This is a genomic window from Pseudoalteromonas rubra, assembly GCF_000967655.1.
In the GTDB taxonomy this organism is placed as follows: Bacteria; Pseudomonadota; Gammaproteobacteria; order Enterobacterales; family Alteromonadaceae; genus Pseudoalteromonas; species Pseudoalteromonas rubra_A.
This window is the reverse complement of record NZ_JXYA01000023.1, coordinates 37,079-58,659: the sequence shown is the minus strand read 5'-3', so window position 1 is coordinate 58,659 and position 21,581 is coordinate 37,079. Positions and strand designations below refer to the sequence as shown.

The following is a 21,581-nucleotide window of genomic DNA, read 5'->3' as shown; positions in this document are numbered from 1 at the left end:
AAATATTTTTTCTTGTGCTGCATCTGTCATAACCAACATTTACTCTATTTATTTTTCTCTGATCACACAGGTTATTTCTTTAGGGTTAGCTTTCCAGATATGGTCGAACCCACTAGAAATCATTACTTCAATTTTTCCTTGAGGAGATTCTATTAACAAGTATCTGTCGTGAGAGCCACTATAAAGAGCACTCACAGAGGTCGTCCACTCTGGGCAAACAGATTTGACGAATTCGTCAGTCACTTTGACGCTATTTTTTACAATACCTAACAAGTCTGGCGTTTCAACAAACTCAATAGCTAGTTTGTGCCTAGGTAAAACTGCTCGAAACAGACTTTGAGTGTTATCCCAGCCTTGGGCTAGATAATTGTCGCAGATTGTCACTCTCGTAGCGGAAGAACAGAGTATTTGAAGGTACTTAATGAACTCACCTCTGCTTTCAGTTGGTGAAACAGAGACCGTTATTTGGTTTGCAATAAATGAGGAACGATAATGTACATAGGGTAAAGTTGCTTTTTCGTCCTCAGTCAAAATAACTTTCAAGCTCGTTTTTGATGCTAACACTTCCAATGAGTCATCACGATCGACTTGATGCTGAAGCTGGGGCATTAACCTGTCAAAAACAGACTGGTTCAACCCTTTTTCTTGCGCTTCAATGAGTTGCTTTTTATTAGTTTTGTATGGAAGTGAGATTAGCTTCATTAACCTTTTGTATTTCTTTTGATACTTGCGAGGCTCAAAAGCAATGTTTTCATAGGCCAACAACAGTGAGGTACTGAGAACCATTTTTTCAGTCATCAGTTACCTCATATTCATTAAATCAGAAAGCGTGGCATCAAAGAAACCAGTTGGAAAACCTATGATATCACCCTCAATATTGTTGAACTCTCCGTTTTCATCTATCAGTATGGTTTCAAAATCACTACCAACATCACTTTTATAATGAATGACGACATCATCACTTTGAATATGGTCTTGATATACTTCATAAACTATTTTGTTTATTAAATGCTCACAATGAGTCTCAACAATCAACTGAATACCACTACTCGCTATATACGACAAAAACACTCCTAACCGAGCTTGGGCTTTAGGATGCAACTGAACTTCTGGGTTTTCCAACAGAATCAGATCACCTTCTTTCCCCATTAAACATATTATTATGACCTTGGCTATGTAGCTCATTCCTGCCCCAAGGTTAAATGGAGAAACATTGGTATCAAGGTCCTTAACACTAAACGAAACTTTTACTTGGTCACTAAGTTTCTCCGTAATAAGCTCAATTTGAGAGCCAGCAATAAAGCTCAACCATTGACTAAGCTGATATGAGATAGTTTTAGAGCCTTCAAACCTGAGTAGTGAATCAGGTAACTTTCTGCCTTTTATTTTGTCGAAACTTGAAAATAGATATTCACCCAAGTTACCCACTTTTCGCTCCGATACTTGTACTAGATCTTGAGCACCTATTCGGTTAGCATTTAGGTACAAAAGCTCTGCACCCTGTGCGCTTTCTTCCAGTTCGTATAGGTAAGGAAGCTGCGTTGATTTTTCAATACCCTCTGACGTTAACTTTAAAAAATGACTTGTGTTTTCGGTGTCAATTACGGTTAGTTCAATCGACTTAGCGTTGTTCTTCTTGTTACGAATCACTGCAAAGTCACTAAGGTATCGAATGAGTTCTTCCATACTGTAACGGTTGCTGGCTTGGCTATTTTTTATGAGTAACATCAAAGCTTGGATAGCTGTTGATTTGCCAGAAGAGTTTGCTCCTGTCAAAAGAGTTAACGGAGCAAGTTTTAAACTTGTTTTATCAATACTTTTCAGGTTTTTGATATCAAGTTGCTTAAGCATTCTTAAGTCCTTGTGCGATTTTTTGAGCGGTATCAAACCTAGCTCTTACATTTTCTGATGTATCAATTGAGCCAGAAAAAAGCCCTTCATCATCTACGTTTTGCTTATAGGTATCCACAAGGGATTTAGCTTTTGAGTGATCAAGTTGATCTGGTTGTACGTAGCAGAAAGCGAAAACCAGCATCTCAAATAGTCCCATATTGACAGGGCGTTTATTTCCTCCAGCTTTAGGCTTAAAGCGAAATGCTTCATCACCTAAAACTTGATAAACACTTTCCATTCCGTATAAGCAGACAGATTTAGCGTGCTCAATTAACTGTGCAGATGCTTTGGTGTTTATATACTTCATCACCGATGCTAAAAAAGAATCAACATCAGAACGGTACTGAACAGATGAGTCTGTAAACTGGTTTGTAATTAACAAGTAAAAAGCTACAAATCTCAACACTAAATATCTGTCACGCATTCGATTTGGTTTCACGCCATTTCCCGTGGCTAACTTAAACTGCTGGCTTTCAGCTAACTCTTGTATCAGAGTTGTTGCCTTCCCTTGGTACAGGGCGTGGCGCATTTCTTGCTTGTTTAAGTTAATCCCCCCCCGATTAACGCGTTCAAAAATATTGAACTTCACATACTCAGGAGTTGGAGGCTGTATCACATAAGAATGTAATTGGTAATCTTCTAACTTAGCTTGAAGTATCGGAGGAATATCATCGAACTTCTTTCCTTTTAGGTCTGGCAACATCGAAAGGTTTGTAAGCGTAAATTTGTTGTTTTTAAACTGCTTTAAGGCTGTAATTCTTTGCTTACCATCAATAATTTGCCTAACACCTTCTTCATCTTCAAATAAGTAAATCAACGGAATGGGAATCCCCATCAAAATTGATTCGATCAACTCAGATTGATGCTTTCTATCCCAGACATTTTTTCGCTGAAAGTCTGGAGCAAGAACAAGATCACCTCGACTTTCCTTACGAAGCAGCTCAAAGATGCTAGATTGTTCTTTAGCAATCCGTATTTGAGTGTCAGTACCCATTTGGTGTGGGTGTGCTGTCAACTCAAGCTCATCTTGATTTTCAATTTCAATTACATCATCTGCTTCGGTCATCTGTTACGCCTTGGTTTTTCCTTTATCATATCACTTAGTTCTAATTGCTATAAGTATAACAATGGTGTGCTGGTATTTGCCCGCCAATCACGCTGTCTATCTTGCCTTTAACCGAAATCTTTTACCGTTCATTATCGGTTAGCTCCTGATTTAGTCATATAGCTGCCAAGTGTTAGTGAGTTTATCAACCAACAATGTTTGACGTTGTTTGAACACCTCTGGAGTCCATTCATCTTGACTTAACACCTGATTGGTTAAGACAAACGTTGTACGACCGCTGATAGGGTTAAAGTACTCACTTTTCTTTTTGTCAAAGTCGTAGTTACTTGCGGCACTATTTTTATTTCGAGAGAGTAGAGCCAAGTTACCTAAGCTGTGTGTCGTTGCTCTTTTGAGTAAAAGCAACAAACTCATCAAACTGTTGCAAATAGGTGTTGTTGATTTCGCTTTGACTGTGCAGTGCCTCTATGCCGCGAGGAGTTATAGCAATATGTGCCCTGCGCGGGGATTCCAGTAACCCGGCTTTTACCAGATAGGTTTTTGCCCAGCCGATACGGTTATCAATCACACTTTGTTTGCCGCTTGGCAGGGTCTCTGTGCGCTCGGCGTCTGTCAGGGCAAACTTGTCGGCTATCTGGTTTACAACATCGCGCAGTTTAACCTCTGCACCATTTGCTTGCGCAGCAACTTCCAAAACAGGGCGCATAAATTGCTGATAATTCGGGATCACGGGTAGTCCTTTTAATACGCTCGGGCGCGACTTTACTGTACAAATAAAACGCTGCACTGGCATTAATTTACATCAATAAGTGGTGCTGAGTTTACCACGTTTGTACTAAAAGTATGAGTGAACCGAATCCTGATGATGGTTGATTGAACTTGGGAGCAATTAAAACTAAGCCCGAATAATGACTTCATCGGGCTTTGGTGAGGGTTTGTTGCTCAGGGTTTTACATCGAGCTGAGGTTGGCGGGTGAGGCCGGGTGAGCTTGTTCCGCCGCCAATGCCAGCTGTCACTTTTTGTAGTTGTGAGATATGAATTACTTTTTTCATGGCATACTCAAATTAACCGTTAACGGGGCTGTATTGGTTTAGCCTGTGGCTTTGGAAACTCTATATGCTGGCTTCTGGTTAGGCCTGGTGACTCATTCCCACCGCCAATACCACCAGAAACTTTCTTGAGTTCGGCTTTATCAATTGCTTTCTTCATGAGGTTCTAGTCCTTCTCTAAATTCTGCTCTCAATGCAAATTGGAGCAAAGCAAGTATCATTACGATGTGCAGCAGCGTATTTGCATTGTCCCGGACATAAAACTTCAAATATGCGTTGTCTATCAAAAAGCTCTTGTAGAGCAGTACTTCGATGAAAGTCAGCATATTAATGATACAGGAAAGACCCACTAAGCAAATCACCAACATCTCTTGCGCAGAGACAGTGTGCTTCGCGTAACAACGATAAAAATATTCATAGTTAGTTTTCTCGTAAAACCAATGCGCCAAGCGTTTTCGGTATACTATGGGTAGCAAAAATGCAAAACTCATTAATGCACAGTAAACATAGTAATAAGTCTCCCAGTTCAATGCAACCGGGATCATCAGTTCATCGATCAGCTCTACGACCCCCAGAGTGATAAAAAACCAGCGGGCATTTTCAAAGCGCCAGGTATAACAAAGGCCAAATAGCACAATAAAAATCGGGGCGTATTGAAACACTTTATATATAAACTCCATGGCGTTACTCCTTCTTTGTTGGTTCTTTTTCAGCAGGTTGGGTGTCGTTATTGTCACTCATAAAGCTAAAATATTGTTTTGCGCAATCCTGGCCTGCAACCAGTACGATTTCGAACATTTTGGTTAGGGGGATATCAGTCTTGTCGCTTTCCCAGTTGCTGATAGTGGCTTGATCAACGCCGATTCTTCTACCTAATTCAGCCTGAGACCAGCCCCGGTCTCGTCTTAACTGACGAATCGAGCGCTGCACATCCTTCCTGAAATCATCTATTTTGCGTTTCCTTTTGATATTATTCATTCGCAACTCACATTGTTCAGAAGCTAGTTTAATTAGTCATCCATTTCGTGAAGTTAACATTTTGATAAATATTTTTACATTGTTATGTGTTGGCGAGCTGAAAATAATGAAGATATTTATAAAAGGGTTGTAAAGAGTGGGAAAGTACTTTTATTTTAGCGCCTTATGGTGCCTTCAACTTATGCAAAATCGAACACTTTTCTACCTGTTCGGCGCTGCAAGAGGCGAGGGTTTGCAGGGATTGTTCCAGCAGTGCCAGCTCGCGCTGGGCGCGTTGTACCTGGGCGAGTTGTTCGGCGATGATTTTATCGACGACGGCGCAGGAGGCGTTGGGGTCGGCCTGTACTTCTACCAGGCGTTTGATGTCGTCGAGTGGGATGTTGAGCTCGCGGCAGCGTCGGATAAAGATCAGGGTGTCTACGTCGCCCGGTTGGTAATGGCGGTAGCCATTGCTGGCGCGTTGCGGCGCTTTGAGCAGGCCAACTTGCTCATAATAGCGGATGGTTTTCGCATTTATCTGGGATTTCGTCGCAAGTTCGCTGATTTTCATATTGACCTTCCTGTCGCTGTAACCTTTAGCATCGGCAGTATCATTTATTCCTGTCCTGAGGGTCAAGTAATTCGTTATGTCTGATACGTTTCGTTCTGCCGGTTTGGTTTTGTCTTTAAGTTGTTTATCTCTGGGAATGTCGGTAAGTGTGGCGGCGCCGCTGAGTCCGCTGGCCACTGCTGTGAGTGCTGCGCTGGTTGCGCCGGGGCCTGAGCATCAGGCACAAGAGTCTCATGCTGAAGCAAAGCATGAAGACGGCCATCATGATGTGCACGCTGACGATGAGCACCACGATGATCACGGTCATGAAATGGAAAAAATCGTCATCCAGGCAACGCGCTCTGGCCGAATTGCCGATGAGCAGCCGGTACGGGTGGAGCTGATCAACCGCGAAGAAATCGAAGAAAAGGCGGCGATGCGCCCGGGTAATATCTCCATGCTGGTGGCAGAAACCGGCGGTGTGCGCATGCAAACCACCTCGCCTGCGCTGGGCAGTGCCAATATTCGATTGCAGGGCTTGTATGGTCGCTACACTCAGCTACTGGCCGATGGCCTGCCGCTTTATGGTAATCAGGCCGCGTCGATTGGCCTGTTACAAATTCCACCCACGGATCTGGGCCGGGTTGAGATCATCAAAGGCTCGGCGTCGTCTTTATATGGTGGATCGGCGCTGGGCGGGGTGATCAACCTTATTTCCCGCAAGCCGGGCGACGAGTTCAAGGGTGAGGTGCTGCTGAACCTGACCACCCGTGATGGCCAGGATCTGACGTCTTATATCGAAAGCCCGCTGAGCGATGACCTGAAAGGCTCGCTAACGCTGGGCGCACATCATCAAAAGTCCGAAGACATAGACAACGACGGCTGGTTCGATTTGGCAGGCTATGAGCGCTACACCGCACGGCCGCGCTTGTTCTGGGAAGGTGAGCAGGGCGAGTCCTTGTACGTGACGGCGGGTGCCATGACCGAGCAGCGTAATGGTGGTACTAAAGATGGGTTTACTATGGCGGATGGCAACCCGTACGTACAAACCCAGGATTCAGAGCGACTGGACGGCGGGTTGGTGTATAGCCAGCCGATGTCCGACACGCTCACGCTGCATGCGCGCTCATCGGCCATGGTGCAAAACCATGAGCATGGCTTTGGTCTGGTGCTCGAAGAGGACAGGCACGAAAGCTATTTGTTTGAAACCAGTGTCAGTGGTTACAACGACAAAACCGACTGGCTACTGGGGGTTGCCTATCAGTCGGATATGTTTGAATCTGAGACGTTTCCGACCTTTGATTACAGCTATGAGGTGCCGGGCCTGTTTGCCCAGCTGGATCATACCCTGAGTGATACGCTGACCGCGTCGGTGAGTGCGCGAGTAGATGATCATAATGAATATGGTACTCAGTTCAGCCCGCGAGTGACCTTGTTGTATCGTCCGGGCGAGCTGACGGTGCGCGGTGCCTATGCGCAGGGTTATTTTGCGCCAACGCCGTTTGTGGAAGACATTGAAGCGGCGGGGTTATCGCGCCTGGCACCGATAGGTGAATTGCAGGCGGAAGAGGCCGAAACCGCCTCGCTGGATTTTACCTACACCTTTGATTCGGTTGAAACCAGTCTGACCCTGTTTGGCTCGAATGTGGATAACGTGACCGAGCTGGAGGTGGTGCCAACATCGGATGGCACGCCGCCGACCCAGGTACGGCTGACCAATGCACTGGGCGAGAGCCAGATCCGAGGCTCAGAAGTGCTGCTGCGTTATTACTGGCGCGACGTGAAACTAACCGCCAGCTATTTATACCTGGACGCGACCCAAAGCGTGGATGGCCAGACGCGCACAGAGATTGCGCTGACGCCTAAACACTCGGCCGGGTTTGTGGCCATGTGGGAGCAACACGGTAACTTCCGCGCCGGGTTTGAGGCTTATTACACCGGGCCGCAGCGCCTCAATGCCAACCCGTTTGTGGCGGAGTCCGATCCATACTGGCACCTGGGTTTGATGGGCGAGATCACCACCGGGCGTTACAGCTGGTTTATCAACTTTGAGAACCTGCTGGATGTGAAGCAAACCGATGAGCATCCGCTGTTGTTGCCTCAGCAGGCGGTGAGTGGTCAGTGGACAACGGATATCTGGTCGCGCAACGATGGCTTTATTGTCAATGCCGGTGTGCGCATTAAGTTTGGTCATTAATCCTCAGGTGTAGTTGTTCGGGGGCTGCTGCTTTTAGTCAATCAACACCAGCTCCTGCTCAATACCAATAAACTGCTCCAGCAACAGCTGCGCCTGATGCACGTCGCTGATTTTCCACGCGGTGGGCTTCAGGGGGCGCAGCATGTTGAGCAGCTTGCCGTCTAAGTCGTAGCGGTTTAGTGTCAGATTTGTCTGATCTACGCTGTAAATATGCTCATGTTTTATGACCATAGCGCGTCCATTCAGGGCGGTAAGCGCTTTGGCGTGGGTGGGGCCTTCACCCAGAGTGAAGCGTTTTACCTTGCCCTGTGCGTCACTGTAGTACACCAGCTCACCTGCCTGCCATGCGCGATGCACGCCATTAATCCCCAGTTTGCTCAGCTCACCACTTGCTAAATCATACAGATACAACCCACCGGGCATGGGGTCGTTGATCAGCATCAGCACTTGCCCTGGTTGATGCCAGGCCTGTACCGAATGAACTGGCAATCTTGAGCTCAGGCTGTGCTGCTGGCCGGATAAATCAGCGCGGTGCAGTTTGCCGCCCTGTGCCCAGAGTAAGTGTTTGGCATCCGGCGACCAGGCAAATCCATGAATGGTGTGTGAGGCGTTGGTATTGCTAATTGCAACGGCCTGTTCACCCTGCCATATCCAGAGCTGATCCACACCGTTGCGATTAGAAATAAAGGCAATCCGCTGGCCGTCGGGTGAAAACTGAGCCTGCCGCTCCTGCGCCTGCGTGCGCGACAGACTGGGGTAGGGCAGGGCGCGGCTGTTCAGATCATGTACTGGATCAGCAACAGCCGAGTCTGTGTGACTGAGCGTCAGTTGTGCAATATCAATGTCCTTCTGGCCATTCACAGCCAGTAAGGTGTGGCGGGTCGGATGTTTGTCTGCTCCAAGCAGCTCAGTGGCGGGCGTAGGAAGCAGGCTTAATTTGCCACTCAGGGTAAGGCTGTAAAGCTGGCCGTTGCTGACAACCAGCAGCGTGCGGCCGTCGGGAGTAAAGCGGCCAGTGAGCGAGGCGGTTGGGTCCATGTGTGGCAGCAGTGCAATGGTATTGCGCTGCACTGGTTGCGCGTTTTTATCCAGTACTGTCAAAACATAATTCAGCGACTGATCCCGGCTAAACAGGGCAAAGTGCTGCTGGTGCGCATGATAGTCAAAGTGGTACAGGTAGTCGTCCGCTGCGGAATATAAGGTGCCGACGGTTTTGGTCAGGTCGTTGTACTGCACCAGCTGGGTTTGGCTGTCGCCGCTTTGCAAATAGGCATACGCATGGTTGGGCAGCGCTTTGAGGGCCATTGGCTGCCCTGCATCGCACAAATAACGCGGCTCGATAGCGTGTGGCTTGGTGAGCGCTTGGGCAAAATCAAGCGTAGCCAGTGCCCAGCAGGACTGGGCACTGGGTTGCTCACAATCGGCTTTGGCGGCAAACACCAGCTCGCGGCCATCCGGGGTAAAGCCTGGCGCACCGAACTGTCCGGGTGTGGCGCTGAGCCGCTGCTCCTGGCCACTATTTATGTGCCGTGCCCATAAGTGGCTGGTGCAGCTTCCGGCATACCGGTTAAAGACAAGATAATCGCCATCTGGGCTAAAAATAGCATGGGATTCATGGGCATCAGTATGGGTTAGTGGAGTCAGTCGGGTGTAACTGGGCGGCTGCGTTGTGGGCCAGACAAGATATAACAAGATACCGAGTAAGAAAGTGCCTACTATCAATAAAGTGTTTTTAGAATAAGGCTTTTTTGTTCTGTCTTGGATTTTGTCGGCGCTGGGTTCTGGCCAGCGCACAGGCGCCAGTAAGCGGTATCCAATTTTGGGGTGCGTTGCGATTATGCTGGGGTTTTTGGCATTGTCTCCCAGTACCTTGCGCAAAATGGCAATGCAGCGTTGCAGGGCATTGGGCACCACTTCAACGCCTTGCCAGACATGGGTCATGATCTCTTCATGGGTGACCACCTGCTCGCCATGCTCTCGCTGGCGCTTTGCAAGTAGCAGCAGTACCTGCAACACTTTGGGCTCGACCTGAGTATGCTGGCCGTTTTGGATCACCACACTGCGAGAGAAATCGATTTCAAACTCGTTAATAAAGAATCTTGTCTGTGCCATCGTAATCCGCAACTGCCTGAATTCGGCATTGAGTGTACGGCGCAATATTATGTCTGTCGAGGTGTGCAAGCGCAGATCTGGTCCGGCGAATTGTGACAGTATATTGCTGCGCGCAGTGATTTGAGGTTGTATTTGTCTGAGTAAAGAGGCTGGGACGAAATCGAAAAGAGCTTGGGATAACGACGAATATAAAACTTATCTATTTTATTCAGTTGGTTAGCTGTTTTTGTTAGAGCTTGAGTCGGTCAGTTACCGGCCCTCAGCAATTCATCAGCTTTTCATTAGGGGGGCTTTGTGGCTTTGCTCTGTGTCTTTGCGTTCAATGGCAGGCGAGTAATAACAACAGAGCGCTAAGCCTATGTACTGTGATAATAACAAACGCTTTATTTATCTTTTGGGATATGTCTTCAATCATTTTGCCAGTGCGGTTAACCACCTTAAGCCAGGTTTGAGCCTGTTAGTCAGGCGGCCATTCGTTTTGGTGCTGATATCTGCCCTTGCCATGGTGGGCGCATGTCCGTTAGCTCATGCGCAATCGCGCGAAGCACAGATCATTGAACGTACGGTAGCAGCTTATGGCGGTGAGCATTTACTGACATTGCCAGGCATCTCGGTCAGTGAAACCTGGTACCACTATTCTCAATGGCTGAGCGGCCATGCTTTGCAGGGACCTATGGTCACCTATTTAAGCGAGCAGCAAAACGACTATCGCATCGATTTTGTCGCCAAGCGTAAGGTATTTAAACAGGCCAATTCACGCCTGGTGGGCAGTCATGGCAGCGATGCCCCCGAAGTAATCCATCGGTTGTTTGCAGGCAATAAAGGGGCGAGCATTGATCATGCATTACAGCGATTCCAACCCAGCTCGCGTATTACCTTTGACAATACCTCGCTGGGCTATGAAGCCATGCTGGATACCCTGATCGTGCGTAAACTGGCGCAGCTTAAGCAACCCAGCCAGTGGCTGGATACGGCGTATATTGCCGGCGTGCCCCACGATGTGATAGCGGTGCCGCTGGATGGTAAAGCGCAAACCAGTCACACACTTTACCTCAACCAAAACAACGGGCTACTGAGCCGGATGATGACCGAGCAGCAGGGTAAAAAGCGCTTTTATGACTTTATGGCCCATCGCACCAGCGGGGCTATTCGCTGGGCATCTCAGGTGCTCGTCAGCACCGCAGATGGCCCGCAGTATCACAGCAAAGCGCGTACTGTCTCGGTGGCTAAGCCTGTGGATGCGTCATTCCAGATTCCTGCGGCGTATCAGCGCGCGCCAGCGGTAACACCTTTTGATGTCTCTGAGTTGACCGTGCGTGAGCTGGCAACGGGCGTTTATTTTGTCGGTCAGGATTGGGGCTACAGCCTATTTGTTGATGCCGGTGACTATCTGATCTCGGCAGGCACCTGGCAGATGAACGAACAGGCTGGCACCGGGACCGGATCATGGGCAAAAGCCCTGGCCAGGTTAAGACAGAGCACTTCACTCAGCAAACCCGTGAAGTACCATATTGTGACGCACCATCATACCGATCACCTGAGAGGGCTGCGGGATACCCTGGCTGAGGACACCACCTTGCTGGTGCACCCGGCAGACAAAAACGCAGTGGCGGAAGCGCTGGGCCCACACGTCAGAATTGAAACCATCCCGGCGCCCTATACCCTGGCCGGGGGGAAAATCCGCCTGCTGGATGTGCCCAACAGTCATGCTGCGCATAACTTGGTCGTGTATCTGAGTGAGCCGCAGATTTTGCTCACGGAGGATATGTTCGGCAGCAGCTTTGAGCAGGCGCTGCACTCACCGGCACGTTGGCCGGATCTCGACACCTATTATCGTCTCGACGCTCTGGTGGAGAGGCTGAACGAGCAGGGCATAAAAGTCGCTCAGTATGTGTCTTCCCATCATGGCAGAGTGCTGACTCAGGCCGATATCGACCGCGCCATGGCAATACCACGCACGGAGCGTCCGGTATTGTTGCAGCGTTTGTTTGAGGGCCAATGAAAAAAGCGGCGCACACCAGTAGGTGAGTGCGCCGCTTGGTTGTGGCTATGCAAGGCGGTTACTCATAGCGGAGTATTAAAGAAGGGCGGGTGCTGGCCGCTTTAAAAGCCAGACAGGCCACGGTCAGCCAGGTAATGGCCAGCACGCCCAGCGTGGCGGCGGCGTAAACCCAGCCGGCTTGCTCAATACGCTCGTTAAAGTTGTTCAGCCAGGTGTTCATTACCCAGTAGCTCACAGGCATGGCCAGCAGGCCGCCAATGCCTACTATGGTAATGAACTCCTTAGATAAAATGGTCACTATACTGATGCGAGAAGCCCCCAGCACCTTGCGTACGGCTACTTCTTTTTGTCGGCGAATAGTGGCGAATGACGCCAGACCTAAAATGCCCATGCAGGTCAGCACAATCGACAGCGTACTGAACAGCAGCACTAGTTGTTGCATTCGGAACTCATTGATATGGGCGCGCTGATAGTCGTCTTCAATCAGGCTGATCTCCACCTCTGGCATCGCTAGTTCATCGCGAATGATTTGCCCGGCCTGACGCATCACCAGTGCTTTGTTTACATCGGGTTGCAGCTTTATCACCAAAGTGCCAATCGCCACATTGATATCGCCAGTGGTCAGCAATACCGGGAGTTGCTGCTGGCGCGCAGAGCCAATTTTAATGTCTCTGACAATACCGACCACCGTAGCACGGGCGCGGCCCGAGTGTGAGCTGAGGGTTTGACCAATCAGTACGCTGGGGTCGTCGTAGCCGGCTTGTTTTGCCAGACTCTCAGACAGCAATACAGAAAATGACCGAATGTTATCGTCGCTGGTCTGGATCCAGTCACTGGCAAACTGAGGCGAAAAGTCGCGTCCGGCTATCAGTTCCAGTCCCAGAGTTTCAACCGCATGAAAGCCAGTGGCTATGGTCGGCTGCGTGCCTTCCAGGCGCTCACCGTTAGGAAACACCAAAAACAGCTCTGAGGTCATATCGTTCGTCAGTAAAGTATCTGACTGAGTGACCTGGGCAACGCCATCCAAAGCCCTTAGGGTTCTCAGCACCCGGGGCTCGGCTTCCTGATACAGCGCCTCTGCGGGCAGGTTTTTGATGATCAACCTATCGTTTTTTGCATACCCCACCGGCAGGTCGTTGATCAGCGCCATTTGTGTGTACACCACGGCAGCCGCCACAATCAGCGCCACAGACAAAGCCCCTTGCAGCCCGAGCGTGAGTTTGCGCACCCAAATGGCGGTTTTGCCACGTTGCAGGTCGCCACTGAGTACCCGCTTGGCACTGAAAGAGGCAATAAACAGCGCCGGATACAGACCGGAGATCACCCCGATCAGCACCACCACGGCCATGACCGCGACCAAAAACAGCGGTGAAAAACTCAATGACAAGCTGCGCTCCAGCAATTGATTAGCATAGGGGATCATCATTTCCACCAGCGCCAGTGCCACCAGAGCGGCAATTAGCACAATAAACAAAGACTCCGTTAAAAACTGGGTGATCAGTTGCGTTTTACTGGCGCCCAGCGCCTTGCGCACGCCCACTTCTTTGGCGCGTTTTGCTGCACCGGCAATGTTGAGGTTAATAAAGTTCACACTGGCGATGACCAGCAGCAAAATGGTCAATGCAATACACACCTGCATCACCAGGCGCGAGCCCCCTTGTTTCATCTCAAACGGGCCACTGCTGTTAAAGTGCAGCTCCGACAGGCGGCTGAGCTCAAGTGCCCTGAGTTTACGTCGGCCAGTCGATTGCTCGCGCATGGTTTCTGTCATCTGTTTGGCAATCAGCGCGGCATCTGCGCCTTCGCTCAGGCGCATATACACATAGCCGATAAAGGGCATTTTGGTCGCTTTGGGTAGTGCGGCAAGGGTGTCAAATACAAAGTGGGTGTTGTCCGGTAAATCAGCAAAGACGGCGGCTATCTCGTACTGACCGCGCTGGTACGACAGGGTTTTTCCCACCGCGTTGACGCTGCCAAACAGGCGCAGTGCTTCGGCGCGGCTGATGGCAAGCAGACCCGGTCGGCTCAGGGCCATGTCCAGGTCGCCGTGCAGCACCGTCATATTGATAAACTCAGGTAAATTGGCTGTCGCCAGGTAGACCTTGCTCAGGCGTACCTGCTCACCAGCCACGCTCACATCCAGCGTCATCGGCTCGGCCGAGTAGGCCAGGTTGTCGGTTGAAATAAGCATCATCACGTCTTCCACCTGAGCATGACTTTTCATGTTCAGGGCATGCTGTGAATCGGAAGCGGCGATCAGTTGCAGGCCCCAGGCGCGGTAGTCGGTATGTACCCGGTAAACGCGCTCGGCATTGGGGTGCTGTTTGTCAAAAGACAGCTCATAGGCGCCAAACAGCGCCACCATAATGGCCGCCGCCAGGCCGATGCTAAAGCCGGCCAGATTAAGGGCAAAGTGACGGGTGTCTTTTTTAATCGCCCTGAGCGTGGTTTTAAAATAATTCACTAACATAACGGGGTCTTCCTTCTAATTCCGGGCATGACAGGGCGTTAAGCGGCTGGCCAAACGCTGTTGGCTTTATCCAGCATTACCTGGCCATCGAGCAGCCGCACCAGGCGATCGGCATAGGCCCCTTCCTTTTCGGAGTGGGTGACCACAATCACTGTGGTGCCTTCGCGGTTCAGCTCCCGCAGCATAGCCATCACTTCTTCACCGTTTCTGGAGTCCAGGTTACCGGTGGGCTCATCCGCCAGGATCAGTTTGGGGTTGATCACCAGGGCTCGGGCAACGGCCACCCGTTGTTGCTGACCGCCCGATAACTGCTGCGGCAGGTGATCGGCGCGGTGATCAATGGCAACCCGCTTTAAAATTGCCTCAACCCGTTGCTTGCGCTCGGCTTTTGAAATGTTCTGATATTGCAGTGGCAGCTCTACATTTTCGAATACAGTCAGCTCGTCAATCAGGTTAAAACTCTGAAAAACAAAGCCGATGGACGCTTTACGCAGCTCTGCAAGGCGTTTTTCGCTGTATCCGGCAATGTCGGTGCCGGCAAATTCAAACGCGCCGGAAGTGGGCGAGTCGAGCATGCCTAAAATAGACAGCAGGGTTGATTTGCCGCAGCCTGATGGGCCCATAATGGCCACAAACTCGCCCTCATTAACCTCCAGGTCAATCTCGTTCAGCGCGATGGTTTCTACGTCTTCGGTACGAAATACCCGGCTTAGATTGGTCAGTTTAATCATCTTCAATTCCTTCAGGCTGTTGTTATTCTGGTTTTAGTTCAGTTGTAATGTCTGTGCTTTATCAAACTGGCTGTAGCTGGAGGTGATCACCTGATCGCCCGGCGCCAGTCCTTCTAATACTTCAAAGTAATCGCGGTTTTTCTTGCCCAGTACTATGTCTTTGCGCACCGCACTGTCACCTGCCACCACATACACCCAGTTGCCACCACTGCTGGTATAAAACGCACCACGGTTGATCAGCAGGGCATTGTCATTACTGTCTCCCAGCATCAGCGCGACATCCAGATTCTGACCGCGCTTGATGCCAGCCAGTCCCGCAGGCAGTGCCACTTCAACCTGAAACTGCGCATTGGTGACCCGGCTATCAATTTTGCTTACCTGCGCATTCACTTGCTCGCTGTCCAGTGACACTTGTACCGCCATGCCGCTGTGCACCTGGTTCAGATAAAACTCATCGAGACGCACAGTGAGTTTGTATTCGTCGGGGATATCTATCTGACCCAGACGTGCGCCACGCTCTTTCGATTCGCCAATTTCAACGTCCAGCTCACTCAGGTAGCCAGAGACCGGCGCTTTGATCAGCAGATTGTCGAGATTGTGTCGGGCAAACTTGAGGTTCTTTTGCAGCATCTCGGCACTGTCTTCGAGCTGCGCTACCTGCACCTCACGTATGGTGTTTTCCTGTTTCTGGCGATCCAGTGTCAGCTCCTTGCGGGCTTGGTAGTAGGCTAAATCGTCTTTTATCTCATCCAGAGTGTCCTGCGCCAGCACGCCTTTTTTGGCCAGCTGAACAGACTGCTTGTAGCGCCTTTTCAGATGGTTGATCTGCAGCTCTATTTCCAGCAAGTCGCGCCGCAGATTAAGGCGGCTGGTTTCCATATTCATTTGTGTGTTGCGCAAAAAGTTAAGCTGCTCGGTCACCTGGGCTTCACGGCTCATCACATCCAGTTGCAGGTTGGTGTTACTCAGGCGCACCAGCGGCTGACCCTGTTCAACATATTCACCCTGCTCAACCAGGCGCTCTTCAACCCGCCCGCCTGCCACGGTGTCGAGGTAAATGGTGGTTTTTGGTACCACCTGGCCGCGCAGGCTCAGCGCATCAATAAACTGGCCTTGTTTGACGGTGCTGATGGTCAGGCTGTTAAGCGCCACCGTCTGACTGCGCCCGGTGCTGCCGGGCTGAACAAAGGCATAAGCCAGGGCGGTGGCCAGTATCAGTCCGACGGCCACGCCCGTTTTCAGGTGTTTTTGTAATCCTGAGCGTTCAATTTTCTTATCCATAGTGCCACTCCTGTTGTCGATTCTTTGCAGGTATATGGAGTCAGTTAATCAAGCGGCGTGCCAAATTTTAAAAGCTAATAAATACAGTTGGTTACTGGTTTCTTGTTAGTGGAGGCAGAGCAGAAGTGTCCGCTAATAGAACAGTACTGCTTGTGCAACTGCCCATAAATGGACACATCCGTATGCAATGCGCTAAGCTTGCAGGCAAATAAAAATAACACAGGGACAGCGCGTGAGTGCAAAACAACCCGGTGCCATTTTGGTGGTGGACGATAATCCGGATATTCTGATTGCGGCAAGGCTGCTACTCAAACAACACTATCAGGTGGTTAAAACCACAGATAACCCGTTCGATATTGAAGACATGGTCAGGGCCCACGGCATTGAAGTGATCCTGCTGGATATGAACTTTAATCGCGATGCCATTAGCGGTCAGGAAGGGTTTTACTGGCTGAAGAAAATCATCCAGCAGGACCCCAGTATTGTGGTGCTGCTGATGACTGCCTATGGCGATATTCAGCTGGCGGTCGATGCCATCAAGGCCGGGGCGGCGGACTTTATTGCTAAGCCCTGGCAAAATGAGCAGCTGCTAGGCGCCGTAGCGGCGGCATTTGCCCATGCCAAAGACAAGCAGCAGCTGGGTAAGCTGACCCGCCAGACGCAGGGGCTCAATCAGGCCTTAACCGAGTCATCAACAGGCCCGGCATTTGATTTTCTGGGCCAAAGTGCGGCCATGCAGCAGGTGTTTGCCACCATAGACAAAGCGGCTCAGTCAGATGCCAATATCCTGATCACCGGGGAGAGTGGTACGGGTAAAGAGCTGGCTGCTCATGCCATTCATCGCGCCAGTCTGCGTGCTGCGCAGCCGATGATCAGCCTGGATATGGGGGCGATTTCCGATACGCTGTTCGAAAGCGAGCTGTTTGGTCACAAAAAGGGCGCGTTTACCGACGCCAAAAGCGATAAAATAGGGCGCTTTGAACTGGCCAGTGGCGGCTCACTGTTTCTAGATGAGCTGGGGAATCTGCCTTTGCAGCAGCAGGCCACCTTGCTGGCGGCGTTGCAAAATCGCTGTGTTACGCCGGTGGGCGGCACTAAAGCGATTGAGGTGGATATCCGGCTGATCTGTGCAACCAACGACAACTTGCAACAGGCGGTCAATGAAGGACGTTTCCGGCAAGATCTGCTCTACCGTATAAACACTGTCGAAATTCGCCTGCCGCCGCTGCGTGAGCGCAGCGAGGATATCCCGTTGCTGGTGAACTATTATCTGACGCACTTTGCACACAAATACAAACGCACATTGCGGATCGCTGAGCAGGATATGGCCGCGCTGTGTGGCTACGCCTGGCCTGGCAATGTGCGCGAACTGGCCCATGCTATTGAGCGCGCAGTGATCCTGTCTGACGGTGACAGGCTGGATATCAGCTCAGTGCTGGGTGCAAATTCGGCAGTTCAGAGCACGCCGGGCAAAGGCCCGGGTGACGATTACGATACATTCGATTTAGAGGTGCTGGAGCAAAGGGCAATTCGCGCTGCGCTCAAGCATTATCAGGGCAATGTCAGTCATGCCGCCAAAGCGCTGGGGTTAACCCGCGGCGCTATGTATCGGCGCTTAGAAAAATATGGTTTGTAGGGCCTGGTTATGCTTAATCTGAAACGCCATCCCCGCTGGGTGTTGGCCTTACAGCTGGGGGCTTTGTGCATGCTGGTCAGCGGCGCAACGGGGCATTATCTTCAGGGTGGGCTCAGTGCCACCTGGTTGTTACTGTTGTTGCTGATAGTGGTATGTGGGGGCGCGGTGTTTGCCCTGTTTGGCCAGCAACAAAGGCAAAGCACGGCGGTGATCCGGGCGCTGGTAAACGGCGACAGCACGTTGCGGCTGGGCCCCAGTCATCCGCTCCATCAGGAGTATGACGAGATCCGTCACACCTTGCAGGCGGCACGTTTTAAAGCCGAACAGCAGGCCCAGTTTTTTCAGGCTTTACTCTTGCACATTGAGCTGGCGGTGCTGGTCTGTGATAACGACGGTAAGGTGATTGAATCCAATCCGGCAGTGGCGCGCTTGCTGGGCAAGCCAGTAAGCAGTGTGCAGCAGCTTGAACATCTGGGCGAATTAATTCAGCGCTGTGATACTCAGTTAAAAACCAGTGCCCCCTGGCAGCGGGGTGAGCAGCAGGACACCTTGTCGGTGCAGATCAGCGTGGCACAAATTCAGGGCCAGATCCGCAAGGTGATCACCCTGACCTCCATCCACAACGCGCTGATCAACAAAGAGCAGCAGGCCTATAAGCGTCTGACCCGGGTGTTAACCCATGAAGTAGCCAATTCTATTACCCCTTTATCCTCGATTGCTCAGTCCTGTCGTGGGTTGTTGCCCGATACATTATGTTTTGATGATGAGGACGATAAAGACGACCTGGTTTTGGCGCTGAACACATTGGCGGCCCGTACCGAGCATTTAGGAGAATTTATTACCCGCTTCAGAGCGCTCAGCAGTTTGCCGCGCCCCAGCCTCAAACCCACCGACTTGGCACCTTTGCTGGAGCGGTTACTCGCCTTGCACAAAAACCAGCTCGATGAGGCGGGGATCCGAAGTGAGCTGACGGTGTCAACCAAACTGCTGGTGATGCTGGACCCCGGACAGGTTGAGCAGGTGCTGATCAACCTGCTGACCAACGCCATTCAGGCCATTGAGCAGGCGCAGCGAACAGGTGCACACACACCTGTGCAGCCAGTGATCCACCTGACGCTGGCACAGAACGACGCGCAGCAGGTGTATGTGGAAGTTCGTGATAGCGGTCCGGGTGTGGAGCCCCATGTGGTGGATATGATGTTTGTGCCTTTTTTTACCACTAAACAGCAGGGCTCCGGGATTGGCCTGAGTCTGTCACGGCAGATCATGGTCAGTCTTGGTGGCGATCTTATCTATTTGCAAAAACCTCAGGGGGCCTGCTTTCGCTGTGTGTTTGGCTGAGTCCGTTCCTGTTAATAGTTAATATGCAGGCTTAGCTCAACGGTTCTTGGTGCGGCAATGGCCGCCTGCGCCGGGTAAAAAATGTCTGCCCAGGGGGCATAGGTTTCGTTCAGCAGGTTGCGCACATTGAGATTGAGCCTGGCGTGTTCGAACTGGTAGGCGGCAAACAGGGTAACCGTTTCGTAGCGCGCAAAGGTCACTGAATTTTGAAAGTTACCATAGCGGTCACTGACATGACGCACACCGCCGCCAATCTCCAGCGGTAAGCCCATAATCTGATCCCAGCTAAACCAGGCGTTGGCCACAATTTCGGGCACATTCGGTGGGGTATGGCCGCTGGCGTTGACACCAAAGTCCGGATCGACAAAGGAGCTGTAGCTGGCATCGGTATAGGCAATATTCCCCCCTAAACGAAAATGCTCGATTGGCTGGCTGGTGATGGCCAGCTCCAGCCCGTGCGCCACATGGGTGCCTGAGTTGCCCACGGTATCGTGGGAGGTGAGCAGCAAAATATTACGCCGCGCGATATCAAACCAGGCAAGGGTCAGCTCGCTCTGCCATGCGCTCAGCATCGTTTTGATGCCAAATTCGTACTGACGAATATCAGTGAAATCAAAGTTCTCATTGGCGTTGACCAGGTAAATATTTGACCCCACCGGGTCGTGTCCGGTGCTCCAGTGGGCATATGCGCTGAGCGACTTACTGAACTGATAGCTGGTACCCAGCTGATAGGCAAGTGGGGTAAAGGTGCGCGCAAAGCTTTCATCGGCAAGAAAAGTACCTGATGCGTCATAATTGTCCCGGTCCAGCCGGATGTGGTCGCGACGCAGCCCGCCAAACAGGCGCCAGTCCGGGGTGACCAACAAGGCATTGTTCAGATAGATGCCCCACTGGCGAATGTCGGTCGGACTGAGGTGTTTGTCTAACGGACCGAACTGACCGGCAACGGGGGCAAATAAGGAGACGCTGTCTCCGTCGGGAAAGCCCCTTTCCCGGCTAAAATCAGTGGCTTTAAATTCCGCGCCAAAGGCCAGCTGGTGGGGTATGTCTGCGATTTTGTGGTGATACACCATTTCAAGCTTATTGCCATAAAAGGTGTGGTCGTGAAAAACAAAAAAACGGTCCCGGTCAACCAGTCCGCTGGCGGGGTTAAACACATAGCTTTCGGCGTTTTGCCAGGCGCGATCGGCTTTAAAATGGAACAAGGTATTGCTGAGCGACAGCGCCTCTGTGAGCTGCCAGTTGACACTCAGGCGTGACCACAAATGCTCGGAGTCAGATCGGCTGTCGGCAACATTGTAGTTGAGATAGCGGGTTTGCAGATCCAGCACCCGATCATCGGTGCTGGTGACGATGTCACTGTTCGGCTCCCTGGCGGCATCAACCGGGACTAACGGGGTGCCCCAGTAAGCAGGGAGGTCATCTTCCAGGTAATCAAAACTCACCAGCCAGCTGAGGTCCGCTCTGGGTTGCCACAGCAGCGACGCCGTCGCATTGAGGGAATGAGACTGAGTTTGCGCAACCCAGCCATCGGACTGGGTTTTATTCACATCCACCCGGGCAGCAGTGCTTGCCGACACCGGCATATTCAACCCCACGCCCCATTCGCGGGTGTCAAAGCGTGACTGCGATACAAAGGCTTCACTGCTGACGGGGGCGTCCAGCTGTGGCTTGCGGGTGATCATGTTAATCACTCCGGATGCGGTGCCCTGGCCAAATTGCAGCGTGGCAGGTCCTTTGATGACCTCGATTTGTTGCAGGTTAAAGGTATTGTGCGGGCGCATCGTCATCGAAGCCGGGCCAAGCTTGATGCCGTCGCGCACCACAGAGACGGAATCACGAATATAGCCACGCATGGCAAAGCTCGAAGGCTCGGCGGGTGACTCGCCCGATATCACACCCACCAGGTTCTCGACCGCGCCGGTGACTGTGGTCAGGCTGCGTGCACGCATGGTTTTACGTTCAATGACATCAATACTGAAGGGCAGATTGAGCGCACTCAGATTAAATGGATTGGCACTGATAGGGGTGGTTTCCAGGTTCAGATCGCGCACGGCCGAGCCACTGAGGGTGACGTTGAGCAGCTCGTCCAGACTCAGCTCAAATAAATCCGCATCCTCAGCAGCCTGTATGCTGGTGGTAAACAGCCAGATACAGCACAGCAAAAGTGCAGGGCAGGTCCTCAGCGCATGGGGTATTATCATTCAGAATCATATTATTAAAGTTGTGTTTACTTAGTGTAGCTCAGGATATCAAGGCCGTGTCAGTGCTTCTGTAAATTGCGCGCAACTTATT

17 protein-coding genes are annotated in these 21,581 nt (G+C 51.0%); 4 read left to right on the top strand and 13 right to left on the bottom strand.

Annotated elements, in window-relative coordinates:
- Positions 1–48: 48 nt before the first annotated feature.
- The 8 genes from TW77_RS11445 to TW77_RS11410 all read right to left on the bottom strand — a co-directional run bounded on the left by TW77_RS11445 (position 49) and on the right by TW77_RS11410 (position 5,537).
- Complete coding sequence (locus tag TW77_RS11445; protein WP_046005108.1) at positions 49–798, bottom strand: hypothetical protein; 750 nt, start codon at positions 796–798, stop codon at positions 49–51.
- Between the two features lie 3 nt (positions 799–801).
- A complete protein-coding gene (locus TW77_RS11440) occupies positions 802–1,851 on the bottom strand; it encodes an AAA family ATPase (RefSeq protein ID WP_046005107.1) in 1,050 nt (349 codons plus the stop codon).
- Positions 1,844–2,959, bottom strand: a complete 1,116-nt coding sequence (locus TW77_RS11435; RefSeq protein ID WP_046005106.1) for a DUF262 domain-containing protein — start codon at positions 2,957–2,959, stop codon at positions 1,844–1,846. Before TW77_RS11435 ends, TW77_RS11440 begins: the two co-directional genes overlap by 8 nt.
- A gap of 150 nt (positions 2,960–3,109) precedes the next feature.
- Complete coding sequence (locus TW77_RS26040; protein WP_082078910.1) at positions 3,110–3,373, bottom strand: HNH endonuclease family protein; 264 nt, start codon at positions 3,371–3,373, stop codon at positions 3,110–3,112.
- Positions 3,324–3,689: a winged helix-turn-helix domain-containing protein gene (locus TW77_RS11425; protein WP_052713156.1), complete on the bottom strand. Its 366-nt coding sequence runs from the start codon at positions 3,687–3,689 to the stop codon at positions 3,324–3,326. Before TW77_RS11425 ends, TW77_RS26040 begins: the two co-directional genes overlap by 50 nt.
- Before the next feature lie 463 nt (positions 3,690–4,152).
- Entirely contained in the window at positions 4,153–4,689 is a 537-nt protein-coding gene (locus TW77_RS11420; RefSeq protein ID WP_046005104.1) for a hypothetical protein, read from the bottom strand.
- Between the two features lie 4 nt (positions 4,690–4,693).
- Complete coding sequence (locus tag TW77_RS24260; RefSeq protein ID WP_052713155.1) at positions 4,694–4,987, bottom strand: helix-turn-helix domain-containing protein; 294 nt, start codon at positions 4,985–4,987, stop codon at positions 4,694–4,696.
- Positions 4,988–5,150: 163 nt separating this feature from the next.
- Positions 5,151–5,537 carry a MerR family transcriptional regulator gene (locus tag TW77_RS11410; protein WP_046005103.1) on the bottom strand — a complete coding sequence of 129 codons (387 nt, stop codon included), beginning with the start codon at positions 5,535–5,537 and terminating at the stop codon, positions 5,151–5,153.
- A 76-nt stretch (positions 5,538–5,613) separates the two neighbouring features.
- Between TW77_RS11410 and TW77_RS11405 the strand changes: the two genes are divergently transcribed.
- Positions 5,614–7,713, top strand: coding sequence for a TonB-dependent receptor plug domain-containing protein (locus TW77_RS11405; protein ID WP_046005102.1), 2,100 nt, complete (start codon positions 5,614–5,616; stop codon positions 7,711–7,713).
- A gap of 33 nt (positions 7,714–7,746) precedes the next feature.
- Here the strand turns inward: TW77_RS11405 and TW77_RS11400 are convergent, their stop codons facing one another.
- Positions 7,747–9,825, bottom strand: a complete 2,079-nt coding sequence (locus TW77_RS11400; protein WP_046005101.1) for a winged helix-turn-helix domain-containing protein — start codon at positions 9,823–9,825, stop codon at positions 7,747–7,749.
- Positions 9,826–10,183: 358 nt separating this feature from the next.
- Here TW77_RS11400 and TW77_RS11395 point away from each other — a divergent pair, with 358 nt between their 5' ends.
- A complete protein-coding gene (locus TW77_RS11395) occupies positions 10,184–11,827 on the top strand; it encodes an MBL fold metallo-hydrolase (RefSeq protein ID WP_046005100.1) in 1,644 nt (547 codons plus the stop codon).
- A 58-nt stretch (positions 11,828–11,885) separates the two neighbouring features.
- Here TW77_RS11395 and TW77_RS11390 read toward each other — a convergent pair whose 3' ends face one another.
- The 3 genes from TW77_RS11390 to TW77_RS11380 are packed head-to-tail and all read right to left on the bottom strand — an operon-like array spanning position 11,886 to position 16,309.
- Complete coding sequence (locus TW77_RS11390; protein ID WP_046005099.1) at positions 11,886–14,297, bottom strand: ABC transporter permease; 2,412 nt, start codon at positions 14,295–14,297, stop codon at positions 11,886–11,888.
- Positions 14,298–14,335: 38 nt separating this feature from the next.
- The gene (locus TW77_RS11385; RefSeq protein ID WP_046005098.1) at positions 14,336–15,028 is read right to left on the bottom strand and encodes an ABC transporter ATP-binding protein; all 693 of its coding nucleotides are present in this window, start codon (positions 15,026–15,028) and stop codon (positions 14,336–14,338) included.
- A 33-nt stretch (positions 15,029–15,061) separates the two neighbouring features.
- Positions 15,062–16,309, bottom strand: coding sequence for an efflux RND transporter periplasmic adaptor subunit (locus TW77_RS11380; RefSeq protein WP_046005097.1), 1,248 nt, complete (start codon positions 16,307–16,309; stop codon positions 15,062–15,064).
- Positions 16,310–16,541: 232 nt separating this feature from the next.
- Between TW77_RS11380 and TW77_RS11375 the strand changes: the two genes are divergently transcribed.
- Both TW77_RS11375 and TW77_RS11370 read left to right on the top strand, forming a co-directional pair.
- Complete coding sequence (locus tag TW77_RS11375) at positions 16,542–17,945, top strand: sigma-54-dependent transcriptional regulator (protein ID WP_046005096.1); 1,404 nt, start codon at positions 16,542–16,544, stop codon at positions 17,943–17,945.
- Positions 17,946–17,954: 9 nt separating this feature from the next.
- Positions 17,955–19,286, top strand: coding sequence for a sensor histidine kinase (locus TW77_RS11370; RefSeq protein WP_052713154.1), 1,332 nt, complete (start codon positions 17,955–17,957; stop codon positions 19,284–19,286).
- Between the two features lie 11 nt (positions 19,287–19,297).
- Here TW77_RS11370 and TW77_RS11365 read toward each other — a convergent pair whose 3' ends face one another.
- Complete coding sequence (locus TW77_RS11365; RefSeq protein ID WP_052713153.1) at positions 19,298–21,490, bottom strand: TonB-dependent receptor; 2,193 nt, start codon at positions 21,488–21,490, stop codon at positions 19,298–19,300.
- Positions 21,491–21,581 lie beyond the last annotated feature (91 nt).

What these genes read in the sequence shown, in the direction of transcription:
- TW77_RS11445 (WP_046005108.1), bottom strand. Translation starts at nt 798, where the DNA reads ATGACTGAAAAAATGGTTCTCAGTACCTCACTGTTGTTGGCCTATGAA.
- TW77_RS11440 (WP_046005107.1), bottom strand. Translation starts at nt 1,851, where the DNA reads ATGCTTAAGCAACTTGATATCAAAAACCTGAAAAGTATTGATAAAACA.
- TW77_RS11435 (WP_046005106.1), bottom strand. Translation starts at nt 2,959, where the DNA reads ATGACCGAAGCAGATGATGTAATTGAAATTGAAAATCAAGATGAGCTT.
- TW77_RS26040 (WP_082078910.1), bottom strand. Translation starts at nt 3,373, where the DNA reads ATGAGTTTGTTGCTTTTACTCAAAAGAGCAACGACACACAGCTTAGGT.
- TW77_RS11420 (WP_046005104.1), bottom strand. Translation starts at nt 4,689, where the DNA reads ATGGAGTTTATATATAAAGTGTTTCAATACGCCCCGATTTTTATTGTG.
- TW77_RS24260 (WP_052713155.1), bottom strand. Translation starts at nt 4,987, where the DNA reads ATGAATAATATCAAAAGGAAACGCAAAATAGATGATTTCAGGAAGGAT.
- TW77_RS11410 (WP_046005103.1), bottom strand. Translation starts at nt 5,537, where the DNA reads ATGAAAATCAGCGAACTTGCGACGAAATCCCAGATAAATGCGAAAACC.
- TW77_RS11405 (WP_046005102.1), top strand. Translation starts at nt 5,614, where the DNA reads ATGTCTGATACGTTTCGTTCTGCCGGTTTGGTTTTGTCTTTAAGTTGT.
- TW77_RS11400 (WP_046005101.1), bottom strand. Translation starts at nt 9,825, where the DNA reads ATGGCACAGACAAGATTCTTTATTAACGAGTTTGAAATCGATTTCTCT.
- TW77_RS11395 (WP_046005100.1), top strand. Translation starts at nt 10,184, where the DNA reads ATGTACTGTGATAATAACAAACGCTTTATTTATCTTTTGGGATATGTC.
- TW77_RS11390 (WP_046005099.1), bottom strand. Translation starts at nt 14,297, where the DNA reads ATGTTAGTGAATTATTTTAAAACCACGCTCAGGGCGATTAAAAAAGAC.
- TW77_RS11385 (WP_046005098.1), bottom strand. Translation starts at nt 15,028, where the DNA reads ATGATTAAACTGACCAATCTAAGCCGGGTATTTCGTACCGAAGACGTA.
- TW77_RS11380 (WP_046005097.1), bottom strand. Translation starts at nt 16,309, where the DNA reads ATGGATAAGAAAATTGAACGCTCAGGATTACAAAAACACCTGAAAACG.
- TW77_RS11370 (WP_052713154.1), top strand. Translation starts at nt 17,955, where the DNA reads ATGCTTAATCTGAAACGCCATCCCCGCTGGGTGTTGGCCTTACAGCTG.
- TW77_RS11365 (WP_052713153.1), bottom strand. Translation starts at nt 21,490, where the DNA reads ATGATAATACCCCATGCGCTGAGGACCTGCCCTGCACTTTTGCTGTGC.